The organism is Streptomyces sp. NPDC006602 (assembly GCF_042870385.1).
Classification (GTDB): Bacteria; Actinomycetota; Actinomycetes; order Streptomycetales; family Streptomycetaceae; genus Streptomyces.
Genome location: NZ_JBIAHG010000004.1, coordinates 357,469 through 381,590, shown reverse-complemented (window position 1 = coordinate 381,590; position 24,122 = coordinate 357,469). Strand labels below are relative to the sequence as shown.

Below are 24,122 nucleotides of genomic sequence, written 5' to 3'. Positions count from 1 at the left end.
CGCGCGCCGCGCCACTCCCCGGCGCCCCCCCCTTGGCCCCCGTTACGTCCGGCCGCCCCCCCCCCCCCCCCCCCCCCCCCCCCCCCCCACCGGGGATTCCGGCGTGCGGATCCGTGCCACGCGCAGGAGCCTGAAGGCATGGCACCTCCGGCACACCCCACGCAGCATCCGCACATCGTGGTCCACGCCCCCGCCCTGGACGGCTCCCGGCGCGTGACCTGGGACGACGAGAACCTCGGGGTCGCCTCCCACCTGGACGACGTGGTCGAGCTCCTGCGCCTCGCGGACCTCGACGAGGTCGAGGTCGAGGAGAGCGACATCATCGAGTGGCAGGGCGGCGGCCCCGACGACTGGCCGGGACTCTCCGAGCACCACGAACAGTGAGCCCGCGTACCACCCATGGCCACGCACAACCGACGTACGCCAACGGTCGTACGCGGGCTACGGAACCCTCAAAAGAAGCTCTGAAACGGGCCCGGGAGGCTTCACCAGCCCCCTTACCCGGGCACATTCTCCTCACGCGGGGCCCGTCGGCACGGGGGCGGCGGGCCCCGTCCGAGGGGGGTGTCATGGACAACGGCACGAGGGTCCGGCTGGAGCCGCACGAGGTCGCACTGCTGCGGGGCGGTCCCCGCGCCGCCGTCACGGTCGCCGTACTCGCCCTGCATCTGCGGGGCGCCGCCGACGCCGGCCGACCGGGGACGGTACGGGTCTCGGGGGAGCCCGGGGGTGCGGGGCGTGCCCTGTCGGCCCTTGACCAGGCCGTGTACGTCGCTCTTCGGCAGCCCGCGGGGATACGGGAGTTGTCGCAGCGCCCCGCTGTACGCCAGGAGGTCGCCGCACTGCGGGCCGGGCTGGTCGCCGCCGGGCTGGTGCGCGCCCTTCCGCCGCGCCGGACCCGCGCCGCCCGGCGCGTTCTCGACGCCCTGCGCGCCGAGCGGCCGCTCCCCGCCCGCCGGAAGGATCTGCCGACGGCCGATGCCCTGTTCGCGGTCGCCCTGTACGGCGCCCCGGCTCTCGCCGCCCTGGTTCCGCGCTTCGCCCTGCGGGCCGGGCTCACCGCCCGGGCCGAGGTGGCGGACAAGGGTTTGCTCCGGCACTCGCCGCGCAACCTCGGTGGGGGCGGCGGCCACGGCTGCGGGGACGGCGGCGGCTCGGACTGACGGCCGAGGGCTGAGTTCAGGAGCTCACGCCTCGGGCCGCGCACGCCGAAGGGCGGCCCGTCCCAGACTGGGCCGCCCTGAGTGACCGACGGCGTGCGTCAGACCTTCAGTGTCCTGATCGAGGTCGGGGCGTGCCCCGGTTCGGTCGCGGTCTCCTCGAACTCGACGACGTTGCCGATGTCGTTGGTCTTGGACATCGCGATGTTGGTGACGCGCTCCAGGATGGCCTCGACGACCACCGGCACCTGGAACTCTGCGGCGAGCTTCTTGGCCTGCTCGAAGGCGGCGCCCAGTTCGGCCGGGTCGGTCACGCGGATCGCCTTGCAGCCGAGACCCTCGACGACCTTGACGTGGTCGACGCCGTACACCCCGAGTTCGGGCGAGTTGATGTTCTCGAACTCCAGGTTGACCTGGAAGTCGATGTCCAGGCCGAGTTGCGCCTGACGGATCAGGCCCAGGTAGGCGTTGTTGACGAGGACGTGGACGTACGGGATCTTGTGCTGCGCCCCGACGGCCAGCTCCTCGATCATGAACTGGAAGTCGTAGTCGCCGGAGAGGGCCACCACCGAGGCCTCCGGGTCGGCCTTGGCGACACCCAGCGCGGCCGGGATCGTCCAGCCGAGGGGGCCGGCCTGGCCGCAGTTGATCCAGTGGCGGGGCCGGTAGACGTGCAGCATCTGGGCACCGGCGATCTGCGAGAGGCCGATCGTGGAGACGTACCGGGTCTCGGGGCCGAAGGCCTTGTTCATCTCCTCGTAGACGCGCTGCGGCTTGATCGGGATGTCGTCGAAGTGCGTACGGCGCTGCAGCGTGGCCTTCTTCTCCTGCGCGGCGGCCGCCCACGCGGAGCGGTCGGGCAGTCGGCCCGCTTCCTTCAACTCCCTTGCCACCTGCACGAACAGTTCCAGCGCGGCCTTCGCGTCGGAGGCGATGCCGTAGTCCGGGGCGAAGATCTTGCCGATCTGGGTGGGCTCCACGTCGACGTGGACGAACGTCCGGCCGGCCGTGTAGACGTCGAGTTTGCCGGTGTGGCGGTTGGCCCAGCGGTTGCCGATGCCGAGGACGAAGTCGGACTCGAGGAAGGTCGCGTTGCCGTAGCGGTGCGAGGTCTGGAGGCCGACCATGCCGGCGTTCAGCTCGTGGTCGTCGGGGAGCACCCCCCAGCCCATGAGGGTGGGGACGACCGGGAGGCCGGTCAACTCGACGAATTCCACCAGTAGTTCGGCGGCGTCGGCGTTGATGACACCGCCGCCGGCGACGAGCAGCGGGCGCTCGGAGGCGTTGAGCATGCCGATCGCCTTCTCGACCTGGGCGCGGGTCGCGGCCGGCTTGTAGACCGACAGCGGCTCGTACGTCTCCGGGTCGAACTCGATCTCCGTCAGCTGGATGTCGATCGGCAGGTCGATCAGGACCGGGCCGGGGCGGCCGGAGCGCATGAGGTGGAAGGCCTGTTGGAAGACGCCTGGGACCTGCGCGGCCTCCAGCACCGTGACCGCCATCTTCGTCACCGGTTTGGCGATGGAGGCGATGTCGACGGCCTGGAAGTCCTCCTTGTGGATCACGGCGGTCGGGGCCTGGCCCGTGATGCACAGGATCGGGATCGAGTCGCCGATGGCCGAGTACAGGCCGGTGATCATGTCGGTGCCGGCCGGTCCGGAGGTGCCGACACAGACGCCGATGTTGCCCGGATGGGTGCGGGTGTAGCCCTCGGCCATGTGCGAGGCGCCCTCCACGTGCCGGGCGAGGGTGTGGTGGATGCCGCCGGAGGCCTTGAGCGCCGCGTAGAAGGGATTGATCGCCGCGCCGGGGACACCGAACGCGTCGGTGACGCCTTCACGCCTGAGAATCTCAACTGCCGCGCGGGCAGCGGTCATTCGAGCCATGGAGTACTCCTGCTTCGGCTGTCGGATCCGCACTCCCGTCGCGCCCCGCGGTGAGCACTTCCCGTATCTTCTCTTTCCGCGGCAAGTTTCCGTATTGCGGAAAGTAATTTCTACTATCTGGAAGCAATGTAAGTGGGTGGGCGAAGGCCGTCAAGACAGGGACAAGCAGGGGTCGCCTGGAGGACGATGGGGGCCATGTCCGAGAGCGTGTCGGTGCGCTGCCCGGCCTGCAGACGCGAGCACGTCTACGAGCCGCCGTCGTACCCCTGTTTGTGCGGGGCGCCCATCGCCCCGGTGCTCGACGAGCACCGGACGGCCACCGCGGCCGGCCACCGTGTCTGGGACGAGGACTGGGTCACCGTGCGGTGCGACGCCTGTGGCCGCCCGGGCCAGTGGCCGTACCCGGAACTGGGCTGCGCGTGCGGGACGATGCTGCGCATCCCGGTGGCCGGTGGGGCCACCGCGGCGAGCCCCCGTACCGCCGCCCCGACCCGGCGCCGCGTCTTCCAGCCCGTCACGATCCGCACCGCCCGCGACGCGGTCACCGCCGCCGCGCTGTATCTGCGCTGGCTCGGCTACCGGGACATCCGCCGCGCCGACCAACGGCCCCCGTCCGGCATCGGCCTCGCCGCGCGCGGCGTGCTGGCCCAGGTCGACCCGACCGTCCGCCCGGCGGCCCTGCGCGACGTGGAGTGCCTGTGGCTGACGGCCATGACGGAGTCCGCCTCCTGCGTCTACTTCTCCCTCGCCGGGTTCTCCCCCGACGCCCGCACCCGCGCCGACGCGCTGGGCGTCCCGCTGTTCGTCCTCGACCTCACGGGCACGCCGCAGGCGGTGAACAGTCACGCCGACGAGCTGGATGCCGCCGGGGCCTGACGTGCAGCGCCGCCGCGGCGACGATCAGGCCGGCTGGTCGGTCGTCGTCGCTGAGATGCCCGCGCGCTCGGCGTGCAGTTCCGAGCGGACGAGTTCGAGGAGGCGGCCGGCCCAGTTCCGGCCGCGGCCGGCGTTGTCGCCCCAGAAACGGGAGTCGCCGTCGTCGTAGATGATCGTCGCGTCGTCCGTGGCCAGGAGGACCCGGGCCAGGTGCGGGTGCTGGGCGAACTTGGCCCGCAGCAGGCGGGTCATGACGGCCGTACGGGCCTGCTCCCAGCCGTCGCGCCGACCGGCGCCGGCGGCCAGCTCCCGGGCGGCGAACGCGGTGTCCGCAGCGGCGATCCGGGCCCGGACGCCGGGGTCCTCGGTCGAGAGGGCCCAGTAGGCGTGGGCGACGGACGGGTAGGTGACGCCGTCGACGTCGACGGGTGCCGGCCAGTTGTTGCGCAGGGCTCTGGTGTCCGGATCGTCGGACGGTTTCAGCGGCCAACTGTCGTAGAGCTGGATCGCGGGGGCGAGGGGAGTCACCGGTCCGTCCGCCGGAACGCGTGAGGACCGCTTGTCGAGCCACTCCGCCCGGTCCTCGAAGTAGTCGACCGCCTCGTCGTACTCCTCCTGCGTGACCGGGTCCTCGTCGCCGTCCGGCCGTGCCTCCACCCGCCCGCCGGGTCCGGCCACCAGGACCTGAAGCGGCCGGTCCTGGCGGTCCATGTCGCCGAGCGCGTAGTGCCGCTGCGTCCTGGGGATGGCGAGGTAGGCGGCACGCGCCACGGCCCGCTTCTCCTCCGTCCGGTCGGCGAGGAACGCGTCGACGGCGTCCAGACACCGGTCCGTTGAGTCCGGCCGCCCGTTGAGCTGGTCCACGGTGTCGCGCACCTCGGCGAGCAGCAACTCGGGCGTGAGCCAGGCGCGCGGCTCGCTGAACTTCCAGGCGGCCAGCTCATGCCCGGACGCCCTGGCACCGTCCGGCAACTCGGTGGCGACCCATCCGCACCGCAGCTTCTCCTCGAACTGCTCCAGCGTGACCAGTCCCCAGCAGTCGACGAGCCCGTCCGCGTAGATGAACAGGTCGGTGAGGAAGTAGTCGCCGTTGCGGATGAAGACGGGCCGCCAGGTTCCGGTTACTCGTATGCCGTCCGCCATGCGGTGGGTGATGCGTCTGCCGATCATCGCGACAGTCTGCCGGACGGCTCAGCCGCGCGCCGCGTGATTTTCCCGCAGCTCGATCTTGCGCACCTTCCCGGACACCGTCATCGGGAAGGAGTCCATGACCTCGAGCCGACTGGGGATCTTGTAGTGCGCCAACCGCCCGTCGCAGAAGGCCCGCAGCTCCTCCAGCGCCGGCGGATCGGCCGGGTCCCGCGGGATGACGCAGGCGAGGACCTCCTCGCCGTACCGCTCGTGGGGTACGCCGACGACCTGGACGTCCGCGATCTTCGGGTGGGCGTAGAGGAACTCCTCGATCTCGCGGGGGTAGATGTTCTCGCCGCCCCGGATGATCATGTCCTTGATGCGGCCGACGATCTCGACGTACCCGTCCTCGCGCATCACCGCGAGGTCGCCGGTGTGCATCCAGCGGCCGGGGTCGACGGCCTCGGCGGTCTTCTCGGGTTCGTTCCAGTAGCCGAGCATCACGCTGTAGCCGCGGGTGCACAACTCGCCTGCCGTGCCACGAGGTTGGGTGACGCCGGTCGCCGGGTCGACGACCTTGCTCTCGATGTGCGGCAGGACGCGGCCGACCGTGGCCGTGCGGTGTTCCAGGTCGTCGTCCCGGCGGGTCTGCAGGGACACCGGGGAGGTCTCGGTCATGCCGTAACAGATGGAGACCTCCGCCATGTGCATCTCGGCGACGACCCGTTTCATCACCTCCACCGGGCAGGGCGAGCCGGCCATGATGCCGGTGCGCAGGGAGGACAGGTCGTACGTCGCGAAGTCGGGGAGGTTCAGCTCGGCGATGAACATGGTCGGGACGCCGTACAGGGAGGTGCAGCGTTCCTGCTGGACCGCGCGCAGGGTCGCCGCCGGGTCGAAGGACGGGGCCGGGATGACCATGCAGGCGCCGTGCGACGTGGCGGCGAGATTGCCCATCACCATGCCGAAGCAGTGGTAGAAGGGCACCGGGACGCAGACCCGGTCCTGCTCGCTGTAGGCGATCAACTCCCCCACGAAGTAACCGTTGTTGAGGATGTTGTGGTGCGAGAGCGTGGCCCCCTTGGGGAAGCCCGTCGTGCCCGAGGTGTACTGGATGTTGATCGGGTCGTCGCAGGACAGGTCCTCGTACCGGGCGTCGGGGGTCGCGCGGTCGAGCAGCGCGTCCCAGCTCGGGTCGCCGATGAACACGACCTCGCGCAACTGGGGGCACCTGCCCCGCACTTGCCCGACCATGGCCCGGTAGTCGCTCGTCTTGTGGCTGACGGAGGAGAACAGCAGCGAGACACCGGCCTGCTTGAGGACGTACTCGACCTCGTGCGTGCGGTAGGCCGGGTTGATGTTCACCATGATCGCGCCGATGCGGGCGGTGGCGTACTGGACGAGCACCCACTCGGGGCAGTTGACCGCCCAGATGCCCACCCGGTCGCCCTTGACGACCCCGGCGGCGAGCAGGGCGCGCGCCAACTGCTCGACGTCCGCGCCGAATCGGGCGTACGTCCAGCGCCGCCCGGACGGCACGTCGACGAGTGCCTCGCGCTCCGGCCAGGTCGCCACCGCCCGGTCCAGGTTCACCCCGATCGTGTCGCCCAGCAGCGGCGTGCCGCTCGTCCCGTGGGCGTACGACAGTCCGCTCGTCCCGTGCGTGTACGACGACCTGTTCATCGGAAGTTCTCCTCGCGGTACTCGGCGTCGGACCCGGCGGCCGTGGCCTCGCGCAGTTCGATGCGGCGGATCTTGCCGGAGACGGTCTTGGGCAGGGGCGCGAACTCCAGGACGCGGACGCGCTTGTAGGGCGCGAGCGTCTGCCGGGCATGCTCGAAGAGGACCTTCGCGGTGTCGGGGCCGGGCTCCCAGCCCTCCGCCAGCACCACGTAGGCCTTCGGGACGGCGAGCCGCAGCTCGTCAGGGGCGGGCACGACGGCCGCCTCCGCGACCGCCTCGTGCTCAAGGAGCGCGCTCTCCAGCTCGAAGGGGCTGATCTTGTAGTCGGAGGCCTTGAAGACGTCGTCGGCCCGCCCGACGTAGGTGATGTAGCCCTCGGCGTCACGGGCGCCGATGTCCCCGGTCCGGTAGTAGCCGCCGGCCATCGCCTCCGCCGTACGGTCGGGGTCGCCGTGGTAGCCGGTCATCAGGCCGACCGGGTGGGTCGACAGGTCGAGTGCGATCTCGCCCTCGACCGCGCCGGGCGCGCCGGACACCGGGTCGAGGAGTTCGACGCGGTAGCCGGGGCCGGGGCGGCCCATGGAGCCGGTCTTCAGAGGCTGGCCGGGACTGTTGGCGATCTGCACCGCCGTCTCCGTCTGTCCGAAGCCGTCCCGGATGGTCACGCCCCAGGCCCGGCCGACCTGCTCGATGACCTCGGGGTTGAGGGGTTCGCCGGCGGCCACGGCCTCGCGCGGCGGGGTGCGCAGCTGGGTGAGGTCGGCCTGGATGAGCATCCGCCACACGGTGGGCGGGGCGCAGAACGTCGTGACGCCCGCGCGGTCCATCTCGGACATCAGGCGGGCCGGGTCGAAGCGCGTGTAGTTGTGGATGAAGACGGTCGCCTCCGCGTTCCACGGCGCGAACAGGTTGGACCAGGCGTGCTTGGCCCAGCCCGGGGAGGAGATGTTCAGGTGGACGTCGCCGGGCTTGAGCCCGATCCAGTACATGGTCGCCAGATGCCCGATCGGGTAGGAGGCGTGGGTGTGTTCGACGAGCTTGGGGCGGGCCGTCGTACCGGAGGTGAAGTAGAGCATCAGCGGGTCGTCGGCGAGGGTGGGGCCGTCGGGCAGGAAGTCGGCGGCGGCGGCGTAGGCGTCCTCGTACGGCTGCCAGCCCTCCGGCAGGCCGCCGACGGCGGTGCGCGTGTAGTCGCCGGGCACGTCGTCGAACTTGGCGGTGTCCTCGGCCCGCACCAGAACGTGCCGCACGCGCCCACGCTCGACCCGGTCGCGCAGGTCGGCGGGGCCGAGCAGCGGGGTCGCCGGGATGACGACGGCCCGCAGCTTCATCGCCGCCAGCGCAACCTCCCACAGCTCGGCCTGGTTGCCCAGCATGACCAGGATCCGGTCCTCGGCACCGACCCCGCGCTCGCGCAGCAGGTTGGCGACGCGGTTCGACCGCTCGGACAGTTCGGCGAAGGAGAGCCGGATCTCGGAGCCGTCCTCCTCGACGATGTGCAAAGCGGTGCGGTCGTTGCCGTACGCGATGACGTCGAACCAGTCCAGCGCCCAGTTGAAGTGCTGCGGGCGGGGCCAGTCGAAACCCTCGTACGCCGTGGCGTAGTCCTCGCGGTGTTCCAGCAGGAAGTCCCGCGCGCTGCGGAAGAGCTCCGTCGCGGTCGTCATCTGTCCTCCTCGGTACCGGCACCATTGCCGGGCGGCTCTCTGTCATCGTGTAATGCGTGATGCGGGTTCACTACCCCCGTACGGGGGTGTGCCGCGGCGAAGGAGCGTGTTCGTGACAGCAGACGGATCGGCGTCGGTGGAGATCCGGCGCGCGCTGGTACGGCTGCGGCGCACGACCGGGCTTCCGGTCACCTTCGGCGGCCTGGTGGAATCGGGGCGACCGCAGATCCGCATCAGCGAACTGAACGGCACCGCCACGCCCGCCCTGAGCGCGTTGGCGGTGACCTCCGGCAACGGCCTCGGCGGCAAGGCGGTGGCCCTCGCCCGTCCGTGCGCCGTCACGGACTACTCCGCCTCGCGGCAGATCAGCCACGAGTACGACACGGCGGTCGCCGCGGAGGGACTGCGCTCGGTGGTGGCGGTGCCCGTCGTCGTACGGCGTCGGGTGCGCGGTGTGCTGTACGGCGCCCTGCGGGACGCCCGGCCCTTGGGCGACCGCACGCTGACGGCGGCGGTGGAGGCCGCGCGGGACGTGGAGCAGGCGCTGGTGCTGCGGGAGGAGGCGCGGGCGCTGATGGCGGCGATGCGGGTGGAGCAGCCGGCCCGGCCCGCGGACGGCTCCGCTTGGGAGCAGGTGCGGGAGGCGCACGCGGCGTTGCGGGCACTCGCGCCGAGGATCGCCGACGAGGCGCTGCGGGCCGAGCTGCTGGCCGCGTGCGGGCTGCTGACCTCGGACACCCCGCGCTCGGACGGGGTGAGTCTGGCGCCGCGTGAGGTGGATGTGCTGGCGTGCGTCGCCGCGGGCGCGACGAACTCGGTGGCCGCCGAGCGGCTGGGAGTGACCGCCGAGACGGTCAAGGGATACCTTCGTTCGGCCATGCGGAAGCTCGGGGCCAGGACCCGTGGGGAGGCGGTCGTGGCGGCGCGGCGGGCGGGGTTTCTGCCCTGATTTCCGTCGGCGCCCCATTCATGCACCAAGTCGCTGAATTTCTCTATGCCGGCTGTTGTTATTTCCCTCACGACGTGGTCCGGCCGAATTCCTATGCCCGTTGCCTAATATTGGCCAGGACACGACACACGGAGGGGAGCGGTGACCGTGCGACGGGACTTCGAGGAGCCTGCCAGAAGCCGCCCCGACCTGGTGATCGGCAGGGAGGAGCTGTTCGCGGGAGCGCGTGAACAGCTGACCGGCGGCGGCAGCGTGCTGCTCCACGGTCCGGCCGGAATAGGAAAGTCGACCGTGCTGCGGGCATTGGCCGCGGATAACGCCGTCGCCGCCCGGACCGTGTTGCGCTGCTCGGCGACGGAGTCCGAATCCCACCTCCCGTTCCTGGCGCTGGCCGACCTGCTCGGTCTGGTCGTCGACGAGGTGTCCGACCGGCTGCCCGCCGCCCAGCGCACCGCCCTGGAGTCGGCGCTCACCGGACGCGGCGAGTCCACCCTCCAGCGCGACGGGCTGGCACTGCGGCTGGCCGTCCTGTCGGTGCTGCGCGCACTGGCCGCCGAGGGGCCGGTCCTGGTCGTCGCGGACGACCTGCAGTGGCTGGACCCGGCGAGCGCGGAGCTCCTCGGCTTCGCCGCCCGCCGCCTCGGCGACACCCCGGTCCAGCTGCTGTGCGCGGTGCGGACCGAGGGACAGGAGTACGACCGCCATCTACGCGCGTTGCCGCCGAACAGCCTCGCCGTCCGCCTCAACCCGCTCTCCCGTGCCCAGGTCTCCACGCTCCTGGACCACCGCGGCTACACCGGCCTGCCCCGCTCCACGGTCCGCGACATCCACCGCACCAGCGCCGGCAACCCGCTCTTCGCCCTGGAACTGGGCCGCGCGCTCGCCGAGGACCCCACCCCGCCCCGGCCCGGCGAGCCGCTGCACGTGCCCACCTCGCTGCGCGCCCTGGTGCTCAACCGCCTGGACATGCTCTCCGACGAGGCCCGCCGCACCCTGCTGGTGGCCAGCGCCGGCGCCCGTCCCACGCTGGCCCTGCTGCACGCGGCCGGCCGGGACAACGCCGAGTCCGAGACCGCCCAGGCGGCCGCCCTCGGACTGCTCGCGACGGAGCCCGAGGGTCCCGCCGTACGGTTCGCGCATCCGCTGATCTCGGCCGCGCTGTACGCGGAGGCGCCCGCGCAGGAGCGGCGGGCCGCGCACGCCGCGCTGTCCACGGCGGCCTCCGACACCATCGAGCGGGCCCGGCACCTGGCGCTCGCCAGCAGCGGCACCGATCCGGAGGTGGCGGCCCGGCTCGCGGAGGCCGCGACCCAGGCCCGGGACCGCGGTGCACCCTCGGTGGCCGCCTCGATGGGACTTCTCGCGGCCCGGCACACCCCGGCCGACAGCGTGCCGGGTGCGGACGAGCGGCGGTTGCAGGCCGCCACGGACGCCATCACCGCCGGCGAGATGGACCTCGCACGGGACATCGCCCGCGAGGTGCTGACCCGGGCCACCCTGCCCGCGGAGCGGGTGCGGGCCTGGATCGTGGTGATCGAGTCGGCCGGACACACCCTGGGCGACGTCGACTCCGTCTTCCCGCAGGCGCTGGCCGACGCCGGCGACGACGCCGGGCTGCTCGCCCTGGTCCACTACCAGCTGGCCTGGCGGGGTCTGATCGTGGAAGGGGACTTCGCGGAAGGCCGGGAGAAGGCCGCACACGCGGCGGAGCTGGCCGCCCGGGCCGGCGACCGGCGCACAGAGCTCCTCGCGCTCGCCTTCCAGGCGCAGACCGAGACCCTGATGGGGCACCCGGACGCCCCCGCGACCATCAAGCAGGCGCTGAAGGAGCCTCAGGATCCGCAGGTCGCCTGCCACCACAACGGCCCCGGCCTGGCCCGGTTCCGCTGGTTGCAGATGAGCGACCAGCTGGCGGAGGCCCGTACCACCGTCACCGCGCTGCTGCGCGAGGTGCGGCGGCGCGGCATGGTCGAGAGCGAGGTGCACTTCCTGCGGCTGCTCGCTGAGACCGAACTGCGCTCCGGGCACTGCGGCCGGGCCCTCGACCTGGCCCGGGAGAGCCTGAGGCTGGCCCGGGACTCCGGCATCGGCGAGGTGGCCTCCGCGCTGCTGACCTCGTTCGCGGAGGCGGCCGGCGGGGACGTGGACCGGGCGCTGGCCCTGGCCAGGGAGGCGGAGGAGCACGCCGAGGGGATCGGCGATCAGATGTACGTCTCCCGCGCCCTGGCCGCTCTCGGCCACGCCCAGTTGGTGGCCGGGGACACCCAGGGGACGGTTCGCTCCCTGCGCCGGGTGCGGGAGCTGGAGCACGGGCTCGGCATCACCGACCCGGCCCGCGGCCGCTGGCACGGCGACCTCGCCGAGGCCCTCGTCCGGATCGGCGAACTCGCCGAGGCGCAGGACGTCATCGATGTGACGCGCGAACAGGCGCTGCGGCTGGGCCGGGAGAGTGTGCTCGCCGTGGTGGACCGGGCGGAGGCGCTCGTGCGGGCCAGACGCGGCGAACTCGAGGCCGCGCTGGGCCAATTGACGTCGGTGCAGGACCGGCTCGGCAAGCTGGGCTACGGCCTGGAGGAGGCCCGCGCCGCCTTCGCGCTGGCCGCGCTGCGCACCCACCCCCAAGCTCTCGGCTTCCCGCGGACAGGCGGGACCGCCAGGCCGGGACCGACGTCGTACGACGAGGCGGCGCGGCTGTTCAGGCGCTGCCGCGCACTGCCCTGGCTGCGCCAGGCTGAGGCGGCCGCCGCGACACCGCCGCCCGAGCCGGTCGCCGTCCCCGCTCCCACGCTGGACGCGCTGGACGGGCTCGCCTCGATGGAACGTCAGGTCGCCGCGCTCGTCATGGAGGGCGCGACCAACCGGGAGATAGCCGCGCGGCTGTTCATCAGCGTCAAGACGGTCGAGGCGACCCTGACCCGGGTCTACCGCAAGCTGGGGATCCGTTCGCGGGTCGACATCGTCAGACTCGCGGCGGGCCGCCGTACGAAGTGAGAACCGCGGATCCGCCGCTGTACGAAACAAGAACCGCGCGGGTTCTACCGAGAACACCACACGGGTCGGACCGCGAACCGCGAAGGTTCACCGGCCGAGTGGTTCACCGGGGCCGACCGAGGGTTTTCCCTGCCCAACTCCCTTAGGGGGTTCCCTCATTGGGAAGAGGTCGTTCCGGGTTCTAGCGTAGGGGCGTGCCGCTCGCCCGGGCACACGGGGGCCGGTCCCGCGGCCCCCGTGCACCACCCCCCACACCCGTGCGATCCCCCACCGGCAATCCCAATGAGGAGACTCATGTTCGGGTTCAACCGCGCCAAGAAGACCGCCGCCGCCCTCGCGGCCACCGCCGCCTCCGCGACCGTTCTGCTCGGCGCCCCCGCCGCTGTCGCCGCCCCCCAGCCCATCGTCGGCGGTACGACGACCACGACGACCGCGTACCCGTTCATGATGCAGATCACGGACGCCTCGCAGAACCAGTTCTGCGGCGGCACCCTGGTCTCGGCCACCAAGGTCGTCACCGCGGCCCACTGCATGGTCGGCGAGACCACCAGCAGCGTCAGAGTCGTCGGCGGCCGCACCTACCTCAACGGCACGAACGGCACCGTCAGCCGGGTCAGCAAGATCTGGATCAACCCGGACTACACGGACGCCACCAACGGCGACGACGTGGCCGTCCTGACGCTGTCGACGTCGATGCCGTACACGACGGCGAAGTACGTCACCTCCTCCCAGACGAGCGTGTACGCGGCCGGCACCACCGCCCGCATCGTCGGCTGGGGCACCACGTCCGCGGGCGGCAGCTCCTCCAACCAGCTGCGCACCGCGACCGTGCCCACCGTCTCCAACTCGAGCTGCAGCAGCTCCTACGGCTCCGACTACATCGCGAGCGACATGGTTTGCGCCGGATACACCTCCGGCGGCGTCGACACCTGCCAGGGCGACAGCGGCGGTCCCCTGCTCATCGGGGGCGTCCTGGCAGGGATCACTTCCTGGGGCGAGGGTTGCGCGGAGGCCGGTTACCCGGGTGTCTACACCCGGCTGACCACCTTCTCCAACCTGGTGACCACGCAGGTCAACTCGTAACCCGAAGATTCTCCTGAGCACCCCTCAGGTGAAAAACCAGGGGGCGTTGCGGGCCTCCACGAGCGGCCCGCAGCGCCCCCTCTCCATGCGTCACCGTCCCGGTACCTCGCTGCCGTGCGCGGTCTTCGCCTCCGTACGACGTCTTCGACTCCGTAGCACGTCTTCGACTCCGTACGACGTCCTCATCGCCGTACGACGGTCCCCAACCGGATGTCGTACGACGACTCGGGGTGCATCACCGCCAGCATCCGCTCCCCCTCCGTGCGCACCTCGTCCCGCTGGGCCTTGGTGAGCCGGCCGAAGGGCTCGATGACGAGGGCATCGCCCTCCAGCTTCCACACGCCCGCCAGGAAGCCGTCGACCAGGAACGTGCAGTGGACCAGGTTGCCCTGCCAGGTGCGGCCCCGGTACTCGGGCGGGATGACGCGGGTGCGGTCGGCGTGGGAGAGCAGGAGGTTGTCGAACTCGGGCAGGAAGCGCGGCGGGGCCGGGGTGTCCGCGTCGGGGCGGGGCGCGTCCGGGAGGTCGAAGAGTTCGACGCCGTGCACGTCGCGGAAGGTGACGAGGTTCGGGCGGAGCCGTTCGAAGGCGTCGCGCAGCCGTGTCAGGCCGGCCCAGGTCTGCATGTCCTTGACGGAGGCCGGGCCGAAGGCGGCGAGGTAGCGCAGCACGGTGGCGTCGGGGTCGGGCGTCGGCTCGGCGGGCCGGCCCAGCCAGTGCTCGGCGGTGGTGAGGGCGACCTGGCCGCTCTTGCCCCACAGTCCGCGCGGGGTGACCTGGACCAGCGGGAGCTTGCAACGGGCGGCGATCGCCAGGGCCTGCGGATCGGCGTCCGGCCACTCGACGAGCAGGCCCTCGCGCAACTGCTTCATGGTGCGCGGCTCGGCCTCGACGAGCTCCCGGGCGAGGGCGGCGAGGCGGTCGAGGTCGACGCCCTGAAGTCCCTTGCGGAAGTTGCCCAGTTCGCGGTCCCTGGCGGGCTGCACCAGCGGCCGCAGGGTGAGGCAGTCGTCGGCGGTGTGGGTGTGGATGGTCGAGCGCATGCTGACGATTCGGACGACCTCGCGCTCGGCCATCAGACCGGACAGCTCCCCCGGGGTGAAGCCGTCGAGGCGGGCGGCGAGCGCGTAGTACGGCGGCTTGACGTTCTGCGCCTGGAGGCCGAGGAGGTGCTCGACGGCCGCCTTGGCGGGCAGCGCCACGGGGCGCAGGAGCAGCTGCCGGTCGAGGGTGGCGCGGTTGAGGGCGCGGTTGCCGAGCACGGGTGCCGTCGTGGTTGTCGTCTTCGTCATGCTCCGTACGCTAGCGGGGCTTGCGGACAGGTTCTGTCCGCAAAGCCGATGCCCTGTCCCCCGGATATCCTGCTCCGTGATCACTGTTCGGTCATACGTCCTGCCGCCGGCTCGCAAGCAACGGTTCCTGACGGATCTCGACGGGATTCAGGGCCCACGCCTCGACGGTGAGGTCGCTGCCTCCGGCGCCGGTGGTGTGGGCCTGCAGCCGCCACGGTCCGTCGCCGACGGGATAGAACCTGAGGGTGAGTACCTGGCCGGTGGCCAGGTAGATCTCGGCGATCGATCGGTCCACGACGACGCGCAGTTCGACGGCGGTGCCCGGGACCCTCGCGTCCGGGCAAGGGACGGTGTAGGTGCCCGCTCGTGCTCGCGGGTCCAGTGACGCGTGGCCGCGGTCGACGGTGAGATGGCCGGCGGTGGCGTCGAGGCTGATGCGGAGGTACTCGGTGCCGTCCGCGGAGGTGATCAGACGCAGGCTGCTGGTGCCCGAGGGGTCGGAGGTCAGGACCGCGGCGAGGTCGAAGGTGCGGCTGACCTCCCCCAGTTCGGCCGGCGTGGATCCGGCGAGGCGTCCGGTGTGGTGCAGGACGCGTTCCCCGCGCAGGGCGAGCAGTTCGCGGGCGGGGCGCTGGCCGACCGTGCCGTCGTCCGCCAGGGTCAGTTCGCGCGGGAGCGTGAGGACGCCCGCCCAACCGGCTTCGTGCGCCCAGGCGTCGTCGCGGGCCTCCCATGACCAGCCCCACAGCAACCACCGGTCTTCCCCGGGGACCTTGAGCAGGGCGGGGGCATAGAAGTCCGGGCCGTGGTCCAGTCGTACGGGGTGTGCGGTCGCGGTGAGACGGCCGTGCTCCTCGCGGCCGGTGTGGACCGTGACGTGGGACGGGCCGTCCTGCGGGTCCCAGTCGCTGACGATGAGGACGCCGCGGTCGCCGAACGTCGCGTACTGGGGGCATTCCCAGCCGACCGGGTCGGCACCGGCAGCAGGGTCGCTGGTCGTGAAGGGGCCTTGGTAGGTCCAGTTCTCCAGGTCGTCGGACTCGTAGAGGAGCGCGGCACCGCGGCCGTCGGCGAGTGCCGCGCCGACCAGCATCCGCCGGCGGCCGTCCTGCTGCCAGACGTAGGGGTCGCGGTACATGGTGGTGCCGGCCGGCGGCTGTGGGATGAGCAGCTCCGGCCGCTTGGTCCAGGTGTGTCCGCCGTCGTAGGACTCGGCGGTGGTGACCGGCTGCCACCAGCGGCCGGTGCGGTTGGCGGAGTAGAAGGCCAGCAGGCGGCCGTCGACGGAGATCGCGTTGCCGGAGAAGCAGCCGTCGGCGTCGTCGCCGCCGGGGGTGGGGGCCAGGGCGACGGGGAGCTGTTCCCAGGTGATCAGGTCGGGACTGCGGAAGTGGCCCCAGTGGATGTTCGCGTGCTGCGGAGCGTACGGGTTGTACTGGAAGAACACGTGGTAGTGGCCGTCGTGGAAGACCAGCCCGTTGGGGTCGTTGAGCCAGTTGCGGGGTGGCCGCAGGTGTACGGCGGGCAGGTGGGGGTCGGTGGACGGCGTGGGCACACGGGGCCTTTCGAAGGGTGCGCGAGGCACAGGGGGGTGGCGGAAGAAGTGAACGCGGGCCCGGGCCCTTAAGAAGTGGACGCGGGCCGCCCCGCCCGGAAGACGTGCGCGCGGGCGCGGGCCCGGTGAGGGTCAGCCCTTGACGCCGCTGGAGGCGATGCTGCTGACGAAGGCCCGCTGGAAGGCCACGAACAGTGCGAGCACCGGCACAGTGATCATCGACGAGTAGGCCATGACCTCGCCCCAGGAGGGGTTGAGCTGGAAGAAGTAGTCGATGCCGACCATGACCGGCCGCAGGTCCTCGCTCTGAACGACCATCAGCGGCCACAGGTAGGCGTTCCACATCGGCAGGAAGGCCAGGATGGCGACCGTGGCGATCGCCGGACCGGACAGCGGCATCACGATGCGCCGGTAGATGCCGAACCAGCTCGCCCCGTCGATGACCGCCGCTTCGTCGAGTTCCTTGGGGATGCTCTGGAAGTACTGGTGGAACAGGAAGATGAACATGGCATTGGCGACGAAGGGCAGGATCTGCACCTGGTAGGTGTCCAGCCAGCCCTCGGTCACGACGAGCCGGCCGCCGTCCAGTTGCAGCCAGGGCAGTTTGTTGACCCACCAGACCATCGGCAGGGCGAAGGTCTCGAACGGCACGATCAGGGTCGCGATCACGGCGGTCAGGACGATCTTCTTCCCGCGCCACCGCATCCGGGACAGCGCGAACGCCGCGAGGCTGTTGATGAAGATGCTCAGCGCCACGGTGACGGCGGAGATCCCGATCGAGTTGAGCAGGAACCGGATGGCGGGCACCCGGTCGAAGACCCCGGTGTAGTTGTCCAGGGACAGGTGACCGACCGGCAGGAACGCCTTGATGCCGTCCAGGTCGCCGAAGATCTGCTCGTCGGGCTTGAACGACGACACCAGCATGAAGACGATCGGGAACGCGAAGAACAGCGCGAGCGCGATGCGCGCCGCCTGCAGGCCGATACGGCGCGGCGACGGCCTGCGACGGCGGCCCGGGCGTACGGGTGCCGGGGATGCCGGAGCAGGCGACACGGGCGCAGGGGATACGGAGGTCATGTCAGTCCTTCTCCCGGGTGAGGAAGCGCTGGACGAGGGAGACGGCCAGCACCAGTACGAAGAAGACGAGGGAGATCGCGGACGCGTATCCGGTCTGCTGCTGGCTGTATCCGGTCCGTACGGCCTGGTAGACGACCGTGCTGGTGGAGTCCAGGGGTCCGCCCTGCGTCATCACGCTGATCTGGGTGAACAGGGCGAACGCGTTGATGGTGATGGTGATGAGCACGAAGGTGCGCGTCGCGCTGAGGCCGGGCCAGGTCACGTGCCGGAAGCGCACCCAGCGGGTGGCCCCGTCGATGTCGGCGGCCTCGTACAGGTCCTGCGGGATGGTCTGGAGGCCGGCCAGCCAGATGATCATGTGGAAGCCGACGCCCTGCCAGACCGACATGAGGATGATGGCGGGCATGGCCGTGGACGGGTTGTTCAGCCAGTCCGGTCCGTGCACCAGGCCGAGCGTGACGCGGGAGATGAGCTCGTTGACCAGCCCGGTCTTCTGGTACAGCAGCGTCCACAGGATGGAGACCACGACCATCGAGGTGACGACCGGGAGGAAGTAGACGGTGCGGAAGAGGTTGGCGCCCTTGACCTTGGCGTTGACGAGCAGGGCGAGCACCAGCGCCAGGCCGCCCTGGAGCGGGACGACGACCACGGCGAAGTAGAAGGTGTTGCGCAGCGACTTGTAGAACAGCGGGTCGTCCAGCAGGACGCGGAAGTTCTGCAGGCCCGTGAACTGGGCCGGATTCGGGGACACCAGGCGGGCGTTGGTGAAGGCCAGCGCGAAGGCCAGCGCCACGGGGATGACGATGAACATCACCAGCAGGAACACGGCGGGGCTCACCATGCCGAGTGCGGTGAGGCTTTCTCTGCGCCGTCCGCGTCCCCGCGTCGCACGTCGGGGCGGTGGGGCGTCGGCGGCGGCGCCGGAACGGGTGGACAGTGACGACAGTGTGGTGGTCATGGGACATCCAGGCAGGTACATGTCCCGGCGGAGGCGGAGGGGACGAACCGCCGCCATCCGCCGGAACGGGCGGACGCGGTCAGCTGCCGGTGGAGTAGCCGCTGGTCGACAGGTTGTTGTCGATCTCGCTGACGGCCTGGTCGAGGGCGCCCTTCACATCGGCGCCGGCCATGATGTCCCGAGCCGTCTTGGCGAACACCGTGGAGATGTAGGGGTAGGCCGGGGTGACGGGCCGGACCACCGCGAACTTCTGCGCTTCCTTGAGGAAGACGTTGAACTGGCCGCCCGGTTCGTAGCCCTTCACCTGTGCCGCTGCCGCGTCGGTGGCGGCGATGGTGCTGGTGGCCTTGGCGAAGTCCACGAAGTACTTGGTCTGCCGGGAGAAGTTCAGGTAGGCCTGGGCGCCTTCCTTGTTGGAGCAGGTCGCGCTCATGCCCCACTGCCAGGAGGCTCCGCCGATCTTCGGTCCGTCGCCGAAGTCGACCGGCGGGAGGATCGCCAGGTCGCTGCCGAACTTGTCGGTGTTGGCCTGGGCCGACCAGCTGCCGTCCCACTGGATGGCGGTCTTGCCGTTGCGGAAGTCGTCGGCGGGGCTCTTGCCGGACCGCTGCGGCGCGTAGCCCTTCGTGACCATCGAGCGGAACCACTTGCCCCACTCGACGGCCTGCTCACCGTTCAGCGCGCCCTTGGCGCTCTTGTAGGTCGAGCGGTCGATCAGGTCACCGCCGAAGCTCTGCAGCATCGGCGAGTAGGCGTACGGCCACCATTCACCGGGGTCACCCGTGCCGAGGTCCAGCGCGTTCTTGAACGTGCCGCTCGCCTTGATCTTGGCGAGCGCGGACATGAACTCGTCCTCCGTCCACGGCTTGTCGAGCGTGGGGACGCGGATGTCGTACTTCTTCAGGACGGACTTGCGGGAGTACATGGTCAGCGCGACGTCGTAGAACCCGAACCCGTAGGTCTTGTCCTGGTAGGTGGCGACCGTACTGGGCAGCTGGTCCTTCACCGCGACCTGGCCCTTGGACAGGTCCAGCGGCGCGAGGTACCCGCCCCAGGCCCAGTTCGGGACGTTCGGCCCGTCGACGTCGAGGATGCACGGCAGCTTCTTGGCGGAGGCCGCGGCCACCACCGAGTCGTTGTAGGAACCCTGCGGGAACGCCTGGATCTTGACCTTGTACGTGCTCTGGCCGGCGTTGAAGTCCTTGACGATCTGCTTCACGACGCCGTATTCGGCGGCGTTGCCGGCGTTGTGCGTCCACAGGGTCAGCGTGTTGCCGTCGGCACCCGACGAGCCGGCGCTCCCGCTGCCGCCGCAGCCGGCCACGAGCACTGCCGCGGTCAGGGCGGCTAGACTCGACACCGCGAGGCGCCTGGTTCTCGATTCCACTGGGTTCACTGGGGTCCTCCATTTCACTGGGCACGGTCCTGGCAGACCGTGCCGGCGGCCGGTGATGACGGCCGCCTGTCGGTGGTGCTTCGCCGTTCCGGGGTCAGAGTCGGGGCGGCGAAGCGACCGATGCCCGTACCACCAGTGGGCAGGGCAGCATTTCCTGAGCAGCGGGACCGGACTCCTGGTCCTGTGCGCCCGTGAGCGCGAGCAGCTGTGCGACAGCCCGCGCGCCCATCTCGTAGTGCGGCAGGGCGACGGTGGTCAGCCCGGGGAACAGGCCGTCACAGATCAGTTCCTGGTCGTCGAACCCGATCACCGACAGGTCGGCGGGGATCGACAGCCCCAGTTCGGCGGCGGCACGGTAGACGCCCATCGCCATCCGGTCGGCGAAGCAGAACAACGCGGTGGGCCGCGGCTTGGCCCGCAGCAGTCGGAGCGCCGCCCGATACCCGCCGGTGGCGTCGGTGGTCTCCGCCACCACCAGCCCGGGGTCCTCGTCGATGCCCGCCTCGGCGAGAGCACGCCGGTAGCCCTCGAGGCGGCCGTGGGTGGCCGGGATGTCGTCGACGTTGTTGATGAAGCCGATCCGGCGGTGGCCATGGCGGACCAGCTCGCGTACCGCCGTCTCCCCGCCCAGGACCTCGTCCGGTACGACCGACGGCACGCCGGCGTCGTCCGAGCGCGCGTCCAGCAGCACCGTGGGGACCGACCGCAGCCGCTGCGGCACATCTACGACCCTGTGGTACATGGACGCGTACAGCACGCCGTCCACCTGGCGCTGCAGCAGCAGGTCGATCTCCTTGCGCTCCAGCTCCGGGTCGCCCCCGGTGTTCAGCATGAGCAGCAACAGGCCGTGCTTGGCCGCCTCCTCCTGCGCTCCCAGGATGATCCGGCCGGCGTGCGGAGTGGTGGCGATCTGGTCACTGACGAAGCCGATGGTGTTCGACCGCTTCAGCCGCAGTCCCCGCGCCAGCCCGTTGGGCGCGTACCCCAGTTCCCGGGCCGTTTCGAGAACGCGCTGCCGGGTCTCGGCGTTGATGCGCTTGCCCTCGACCTCGTTGAGGATGTGCGAGACGGTCGTGGCCGAGACGCCGGCGGCTGCCGCCACGTCCTTGATCCCGATCCGCCCGCCCATGTCGTGCCCAATCGTTTTGGCAAGTGAGTGCGGGATGAGATTGCGCCCCGCGAGGTACCCCTGTCAACGGCTCGTTACGAACTCGTGGCCGAACAATGTCGGTGAGACCCGGCCGCCATGTTGTGAGGGCGCGGCAAGGGCCGGGCCCGCGAGGCGGGCCCGGCCGGCTCGGTCACGGGACCGTCAGGCCACCGGGTCGAGGAAGGTCAGCACCGAGGCGTCCTCCTCGATCAGCGGGGTGAGTGCGGCGTTGAACGGGCCGCCGTAGGGGGCCTTCAGGTGTGCCTGGAAGGCGTCCTCGTCCCGGTACACCTCGAAGATCCAGTAGGCGCGTGGGCTGGACGCCTTGGTGTAGACGTCGAAGGCGAGGTTGCCGTCTTCCTCGCGCACCTTCCGGGCGTAGTCCAGCAGCAGGCGGGCGACCTCGTCCTGCGCGCCCTCGCGGGCGGTGAACTCGGCGAGCAGGGTCTTGTTCACGGTGTGGGGTCCTCCGTGGTCGGGATCGGGATCGGGAGATGGCTCGGGAGATGGCTCGGGATCGGTATCAGTCGCGGTAGGAGTCGAGGTGCCAGACGCGGGCCTGGTCCAGCTTCACCGAGCCGTTCTCGGCGAAGACCTGGACTCCCTGGTCGGCCGGGTCGGGGAAGATCTGGTCGGTGATCACCGCTTCGCCGCTGCCGCCGAAGACCTCGACGGACGACCAGTCGACGAGGATCCGCAGCTTCACCTTGCCGTCCTTGGCCTGCAGCGGCGCTCGCTGGACGCCGGGGAAGGTGCTGTTGAAGTCCACAGCGCCGGAGCGGGTGCGGTCGACGTACAGCTCCTGTGTGGTGGTGTCGTAGCCGATGACGGTCTCCTGACCGTCGGCGCCGGTGCGCACCTTGAGGCCGAAGCGTTCGGCGTCCTTGAGGGAGAAGGTGGCCTCGATGTCGAGTGCCTTGCCGTTGGCCGCGGGGCCGATCAGGGGCTTTGTGGTGCTCTTGACGGTGACACCGGTCGCCGTCGCCGGGCTCTTGCGCCGGAGGGACGTAAGGCTGTCGACCGGCTCGCTGGTGAGCCGGATCCGGCTGTCGATCGTGCGCAGGGCCATCTGCCGGGGAGCGCTCTGGGCGCCGCGCCAGGGGGAGGTGGGGACGGCGCCGCTGTAGTCCCAGTTGTTCATCCAGCCGATCATGTAGCGCTTGCCGCCCGGCGCGTTCTCCCAGGACACCGCCGCGTAGTAGTCCTTGCCGTAGTCGGCCCAGTCGGCGCGCTGCACGACGGACTTGGCGGCGGTGTCGGCAGCGGTGAACCGGTCGGCCATGATGTGGCCCCAGCCGGCGGTGTTCATGTCGACGATCTGAATACGTGCCTTCTGGCCGGCGTAGGGGCGCAGGTCGAAGGAGGCCCAGTCCAGGGTCTCGCTGTTGGCGCCGGTGGCGCTGCGGACGATCTGGCCGTCGACGATCAGGTTGACGGACGTCTCCTGGGAGACGGGCCGGGCCGCGGTGTCGGACAGCATGATGTGGTCGACGTTGAGGTGACCCCAGCCGCCGGTGTTGTCGTCGACGATCCTGATCTGCGCCTTCTTGCCGGCGAGGTCGCCGACGTCCCAGGACGCCCAGTTGAGCGCCTCGGCGTCCTTTCCGGTGGCGCTGCGCACGACTTGGCCGTCGACGAGGAGTTCCACGGCGGTGGGGTCGGCGGAGCCGGCGGGGTGATTGCCGCCACCGATGAGGAAGTTGATGTGGCTCTTGTCGATGGTGAATTCGGGCGAGGTGAGGGTGCCGGTGGTGGAGTCGCCGTTCAGGTAGGTGTCGACCAGGCCGCTGCCCAGGAATCCGGAGACCTCTTGCTGGTTGGGGAGGGTGCCGGTGGCCGGTGCCGAGCCGAAGGCGTCCCCGGTCGTCGTCCAGTCGCCGTAGCTGCCGCCTTCGAAGTCGGCGAGGACCGTCCCTGCGGGCGGCGGCCCCTGCTCCATGACGGTTCCGGGCTCGTGCGGGTGTCGTCCGCCGCCGACCTTGAAGTTCAAGTAGGGGCTGTCGACGGTGAATTCGGGTGAGGTGAGGGTGCCGGTGGTGCCGTCACCCGCGTGGAAGCTGTTGGCGAGGCCCTTGCCGTCGAAGCCGTCGACGGTCCCCTGCCCGGCCAGTGCCCCGGCCGCCGGTCCGTCGCCGAACGCGGTGCCGGTGGTCGTCCAGGTACCGAAGTCGGAGCCCTCGAAGTCCTGCACCACCGTGCCGGTGGGCGGGGTGTAGGTGCCCTTGTCCTCGGCGGTGAACTTCTTGCCGTCGAAGTCGCCGACGAAGTACTGGGCGGCCGAACCACCGGCGATACCACCGGGGTTGATGTTGACGACCAGGACCCACTTGATGTTGTTCTCGTCCCCGTCGACGGCCAGGGGGAACAGGTCGGGGCACTCCCACACGCCGCCCGTCGCGCCGGCCGGCCCGAACTCGCTGAGCAGGTCCCAGTCCTTGAGGTTCTTCGAGGAGTAGAACCGCACCTTGTGCTCGGTGGACAGCGACACCGTCATCAGCCAGCTCTTGGTCGGCGCATACCACTGGACCTTGGGGTCGCGGAACTCCTTGGAGCCGATGTCGAGGACGGGATTGCCCTGGTACTTGGTCCAGGTGCGGCCGCGGTCGGTGCTGTAGGCGATGGACTGGGCCTGGATGCCCGTGGCCTTGTCATAGCTGGTGTAGATCGCCACCATGGGCGGGTTCTTCTTGGTGCCGAACCCCGTGGTGTTGTTCCAGTCGACGACCGCGCTGCCGGAGAAGACCATCTCCTGGTCGTCGTGCGACAGGGCGAGCGGCAGTTCCTTCCAGTGCACGAGGTCCGTGCTCACCGCGTGCCCCCAGGACATGTCGCCCCAGGAGTTGCCGTTCGGGTTGTACTGGTAGAAGAGGTGGTATTCGCCCTGGTAGTACACGAGGCCGTTGGGGTCGTTCATCCAGTTCTTCTCCGGCGTGAAGTGGAACTGGGGCCGGTAGGTCTCGCTGTACGTCGGAGTGTCGGCGGCGACGGCCTGGGGTGCGAGCGGGGCCGCGGACAGGGCACAGACGGTCGCCACCGCCGCCATCATCCGTATGCGGGCATGCCGGGATGTATGTCCAGAGCTCATGGGGTCTCCTGTGCCGCGGCCCTTCGCGCAACGGAGCCTGCTGCCCGGCGCGGGCCGACCGAAAAGTGGACGTCCTGCCGGCGCCGTCGTCCCCGAAGCCGACAAGGAGTGTCATCGTTGACTTGTGTCATCGATGACATCGAGTGGCCCGATGATGGGGTCAATCCGGCAGACGCGTCAACA

General features: G+C 70.5%; 18 protein-coding genes. 6 read left to right on the top strand and 12 right to left on the bottom strand.

Annotation, left to right across the window (positions count from 1 at the left end):
- The first annotated feature begins 138 nt into the window (after positions 1–138).
- Both ACFYO2_RS14010 and ACFYO2_RS14005 read left to right on the top strand, forming a co-directional pair.
- Entirely contained in the window at positions 139–384 is a 246-nt protein-coding gene (locus ACFYO2_RS14010; RefSeq protein WP_388348202.1) for a hypothetical protein, read from the top strand.
- Complete coding sequence (locus tag ACFYO2_RS14005; RefSeq protein ID WP_388348200.1) at positions 327–1,163, top strand: TIGR04222 domain-containing membrane protein; 837 nt, start codon at positions 327–329, stop codon at positions 1,161–1,163. The genes ACFYO2_RS14010 and ACFYO2_RS14005 overlap by 58 nt, the downstream gene beginning before the upstream one ends.
- Positions 1,164–1,261: 98 nt before the next feature.
- Here ACFYO2_RS14005 and gcl read toward each other — a convergent pair whose 3' ends face one another.
- On the bottom strand, positions 1,262–3,046 hold the full coding sequence (gene gcl / locus ACFYO2_RS14000; protein ID WP_388348199.1) for a glyoxylate carboligase: 1,785 nt from the start codon (positions 3,044–3,046) through the stop codon (positions 1,262–1,264).
- A gap of 186 nt (positions 3,047–3,232) precedes the next feature.
- Between gcl and ACFYO2_RS13995 the strand changes: the two genes are divergently transcribed.
- Positions 3,233–3,922, top strand: a complete 690-nt coding sequence (locus ACFYO2_RS13995; protein ID WP_388348197.1) for a hypothetical protein — start codon at positions 3,233–3,235, stop codon at positions 3,920–3,922.
- 24 nt (positions 3,923–3,946) lie between these two features.
- On the opposite strand, the gene ACFYO2_RS13990 is transcribed toward ACFYO2_RS13995, so the two are convergent.
- The 3 genes from ACFYO2_RS13990 to ACFYO2_RS13980 are packed head-to-tail and all read right to left on the bottom strand — an operon-like array spanning position 3,947 to position 8,403.
- Positions 3,947–5,092: an NADAR family protein gene (locus ACFYO2_RS13990; protein ID WP_388348195.1), complete on the bottom strand. Its 1,146-nt coding sequence runs from the start codon at positions 5,090–5,092 to the stop codon at positions 3,947–3,949.
- Between the two features lie 21 nt (positions 5,093–5,113).
- Positions 5,114–6,736, bottom strand: a complete 1,623-nt coding sequence (locus tag ACFYO2_RS13985; protein WP_388348193.1) for an AMP-binding protein — start codon at positions 6,734–6,736, stop codon at positions 5,114–5,116.
- A complete protein-coding gene (locus tag ACFYO2_RS13980; protein WP_388348191.1) occupies positions 6,733–8,403 on the bottom strand; it encodes an AMP-binding protein in 1,671 nt (556 codons plus the stop codon). The genes ACFYO2_RS13985 and ACFYO2_RS13980 overlap by 4 nt, the downstream gene beginning before the upstream one ends.
- A gap of 112 nt (positions 8,404–8,515) precedes the next feature.
- Between ACFYO2_RS13980 and ACFYO2_RS13975 the strand changes: the two genes are divergently transcribed.
- The 3 genes from ACFYO2_RS13975 to ACFYO2_RS13965 all read left to right on the top strand — a co-directional run bounded on the left by ACFYO2_RS13975 (position 8,516) and on the right by ACFYO2_RS13965 (position 13,426).
- Positions 8,516–9,352 carry a response regulator transcription factor gene (locus ACFYO2_RS13975; RefSeq protein ID WP_388348189.1) on the top strand — a complete coding sequence of 279 codons (837 nt, stop codon included), beginning with the start codon at positions 8,516–8,518 and terminating at the stop codon, positions 9,350–9,352.
- Positions 9,353–9,493: 141 nt separating this feature from the next.
- On the top strand, positions 9,494–12,343 hold the full coding sequence (locus ACFYO2_RS13970) for an ATP-binding protein (protein WP_388348187.1): 2,850 nt from the start codon (positions 9,494–9,496) through the stop codon (positions 12,341–12,343).
- Positions 12,344–12,637: 294 nt separating this feature from the next.
- Positions 12,638–13,426 carry a S1 family peptidase gene (locus ACFYO2_RS13965; RefSeq protein WP_388348185.1) on the top strand — a complete coding sequence of 263 codons (789 nt, stop codon included), beginning with the start codon at positions 12,638–12,640 and terminating at the stop codon, positions 13,424–13,426.
- Positions 13,427–13,608: 182 nt separating this feature from the next.
- On the opposite strand, the gene ACFYO2_RS13960 is transcribed toward ACFYO2_RS13965, so the two are convergent.
- The 8 genes from ACFYO2_RS13960 to ACFYO2_RS13925 all read right to left on the bottom strand — a co-directional run bounded on the left by ACFYO2_RS13960 (position 13,609) and on the right by ACFYO2_RS13925 (position 23,939).
- Complete coding sequence (locus ACFYO2_RS13960; protein WP_388348183.1) at positions 13,609–14,718, bottom strand: winged helix DNA-binding domain-containing protein; 1,110 nt, start codon at positions 14,716–14,718, stop codon at positions 13,609–13,611.
- A gap of 91 nt (positions 14,719–14,809) precedes the next feature.
- Complete coding sequence (locus ACFYO2_RS13955; protein WP_388348181.1) at positions 14,810–16,273, bottom strand: glycoside hydrolase family 32 protein; 1,464 nt, start codon at positions 16,271–16,273, stop codon at positions 14,810–14,812.
- 132 nt (positions 16,274–16,405) lie between these two features.
- Complete coding sequence (locus ACFYO2_RS13950) at positions 16,406–17,350, bottom strand: carbohydrate ABC transporter permease (RefSeq protein ID WP_388348179.1); 945 nt, start codon at positions 17,348–17,350, stop codon at positions 16,406–16,408.
- Between the two features lies 1 nt (position 17,351).
- Positions 17,352–18,308, bottom strand: coding sequence for a carbohydrate ABC transporter permease (locus ACFYO2_RS13945; protein WP_388348177.1), 957 nt, complete (start codon positions 18,306–18,308; stop codon positions 17,352–17,354).
- 79 nt (positions 18,309–18,387) lie between these two features.
- The gene (locus ACFYO2_RS13940; protein ID WP_388348175.1) at positions 18,388–19,668 is read right to left on the bottom strand and encodes an extracellular solute-binding protein; all 1,281 of its coding nucleotides are present in this window, start codon (positions 19,666–19,668) and stop codon (positions 18,388–18,390) included.
- A gap of 130 nt (positions 19,669–19,798) precedes the next feature.
- Positions 19,799–20,833 carry a LacI family DNA-binding transcriptional regulator gene (locus ACFYO2_RS13935; protein ID WP_388348173.1) on the bottom strand — a complete coding sequence of 345 codons (1,035 nt, stop codon included), beginning with the start codon at positions 20,831–20,833 and terminating at the stop codon, positions 19,799–19,801.
- A gap of 183 nt (positions 20,834–21,016) precedes the next feature.
- Positions 21,017–21,310 carry a putative quinol monooxygenase gene (locus tag ACFYO2_RS13930; RefSeq protein WP_388348171.1) on the bottom strand — a complete coding sequence of 98 codons (294 nt, stop codon included), beginning with the start codon at positions 21,308–21,310 and terminating at the stop codon, positions 21,017–21,019.
- Positions 21,311–21,377: 67 nt separating this feature from the next.
- A complete protein-coding gene (locus ACFYO2_RS13925) occupies positions 21,378–23,939 on the bottom strand; it encodes a GH32 C-terminal domain-containing protein (protein ID WP_388348169.1) in 2,562 nt (853 codons plus the stop codon).
- Positions 23,940–24,122 lie beyond the last annotated feature (183 nt).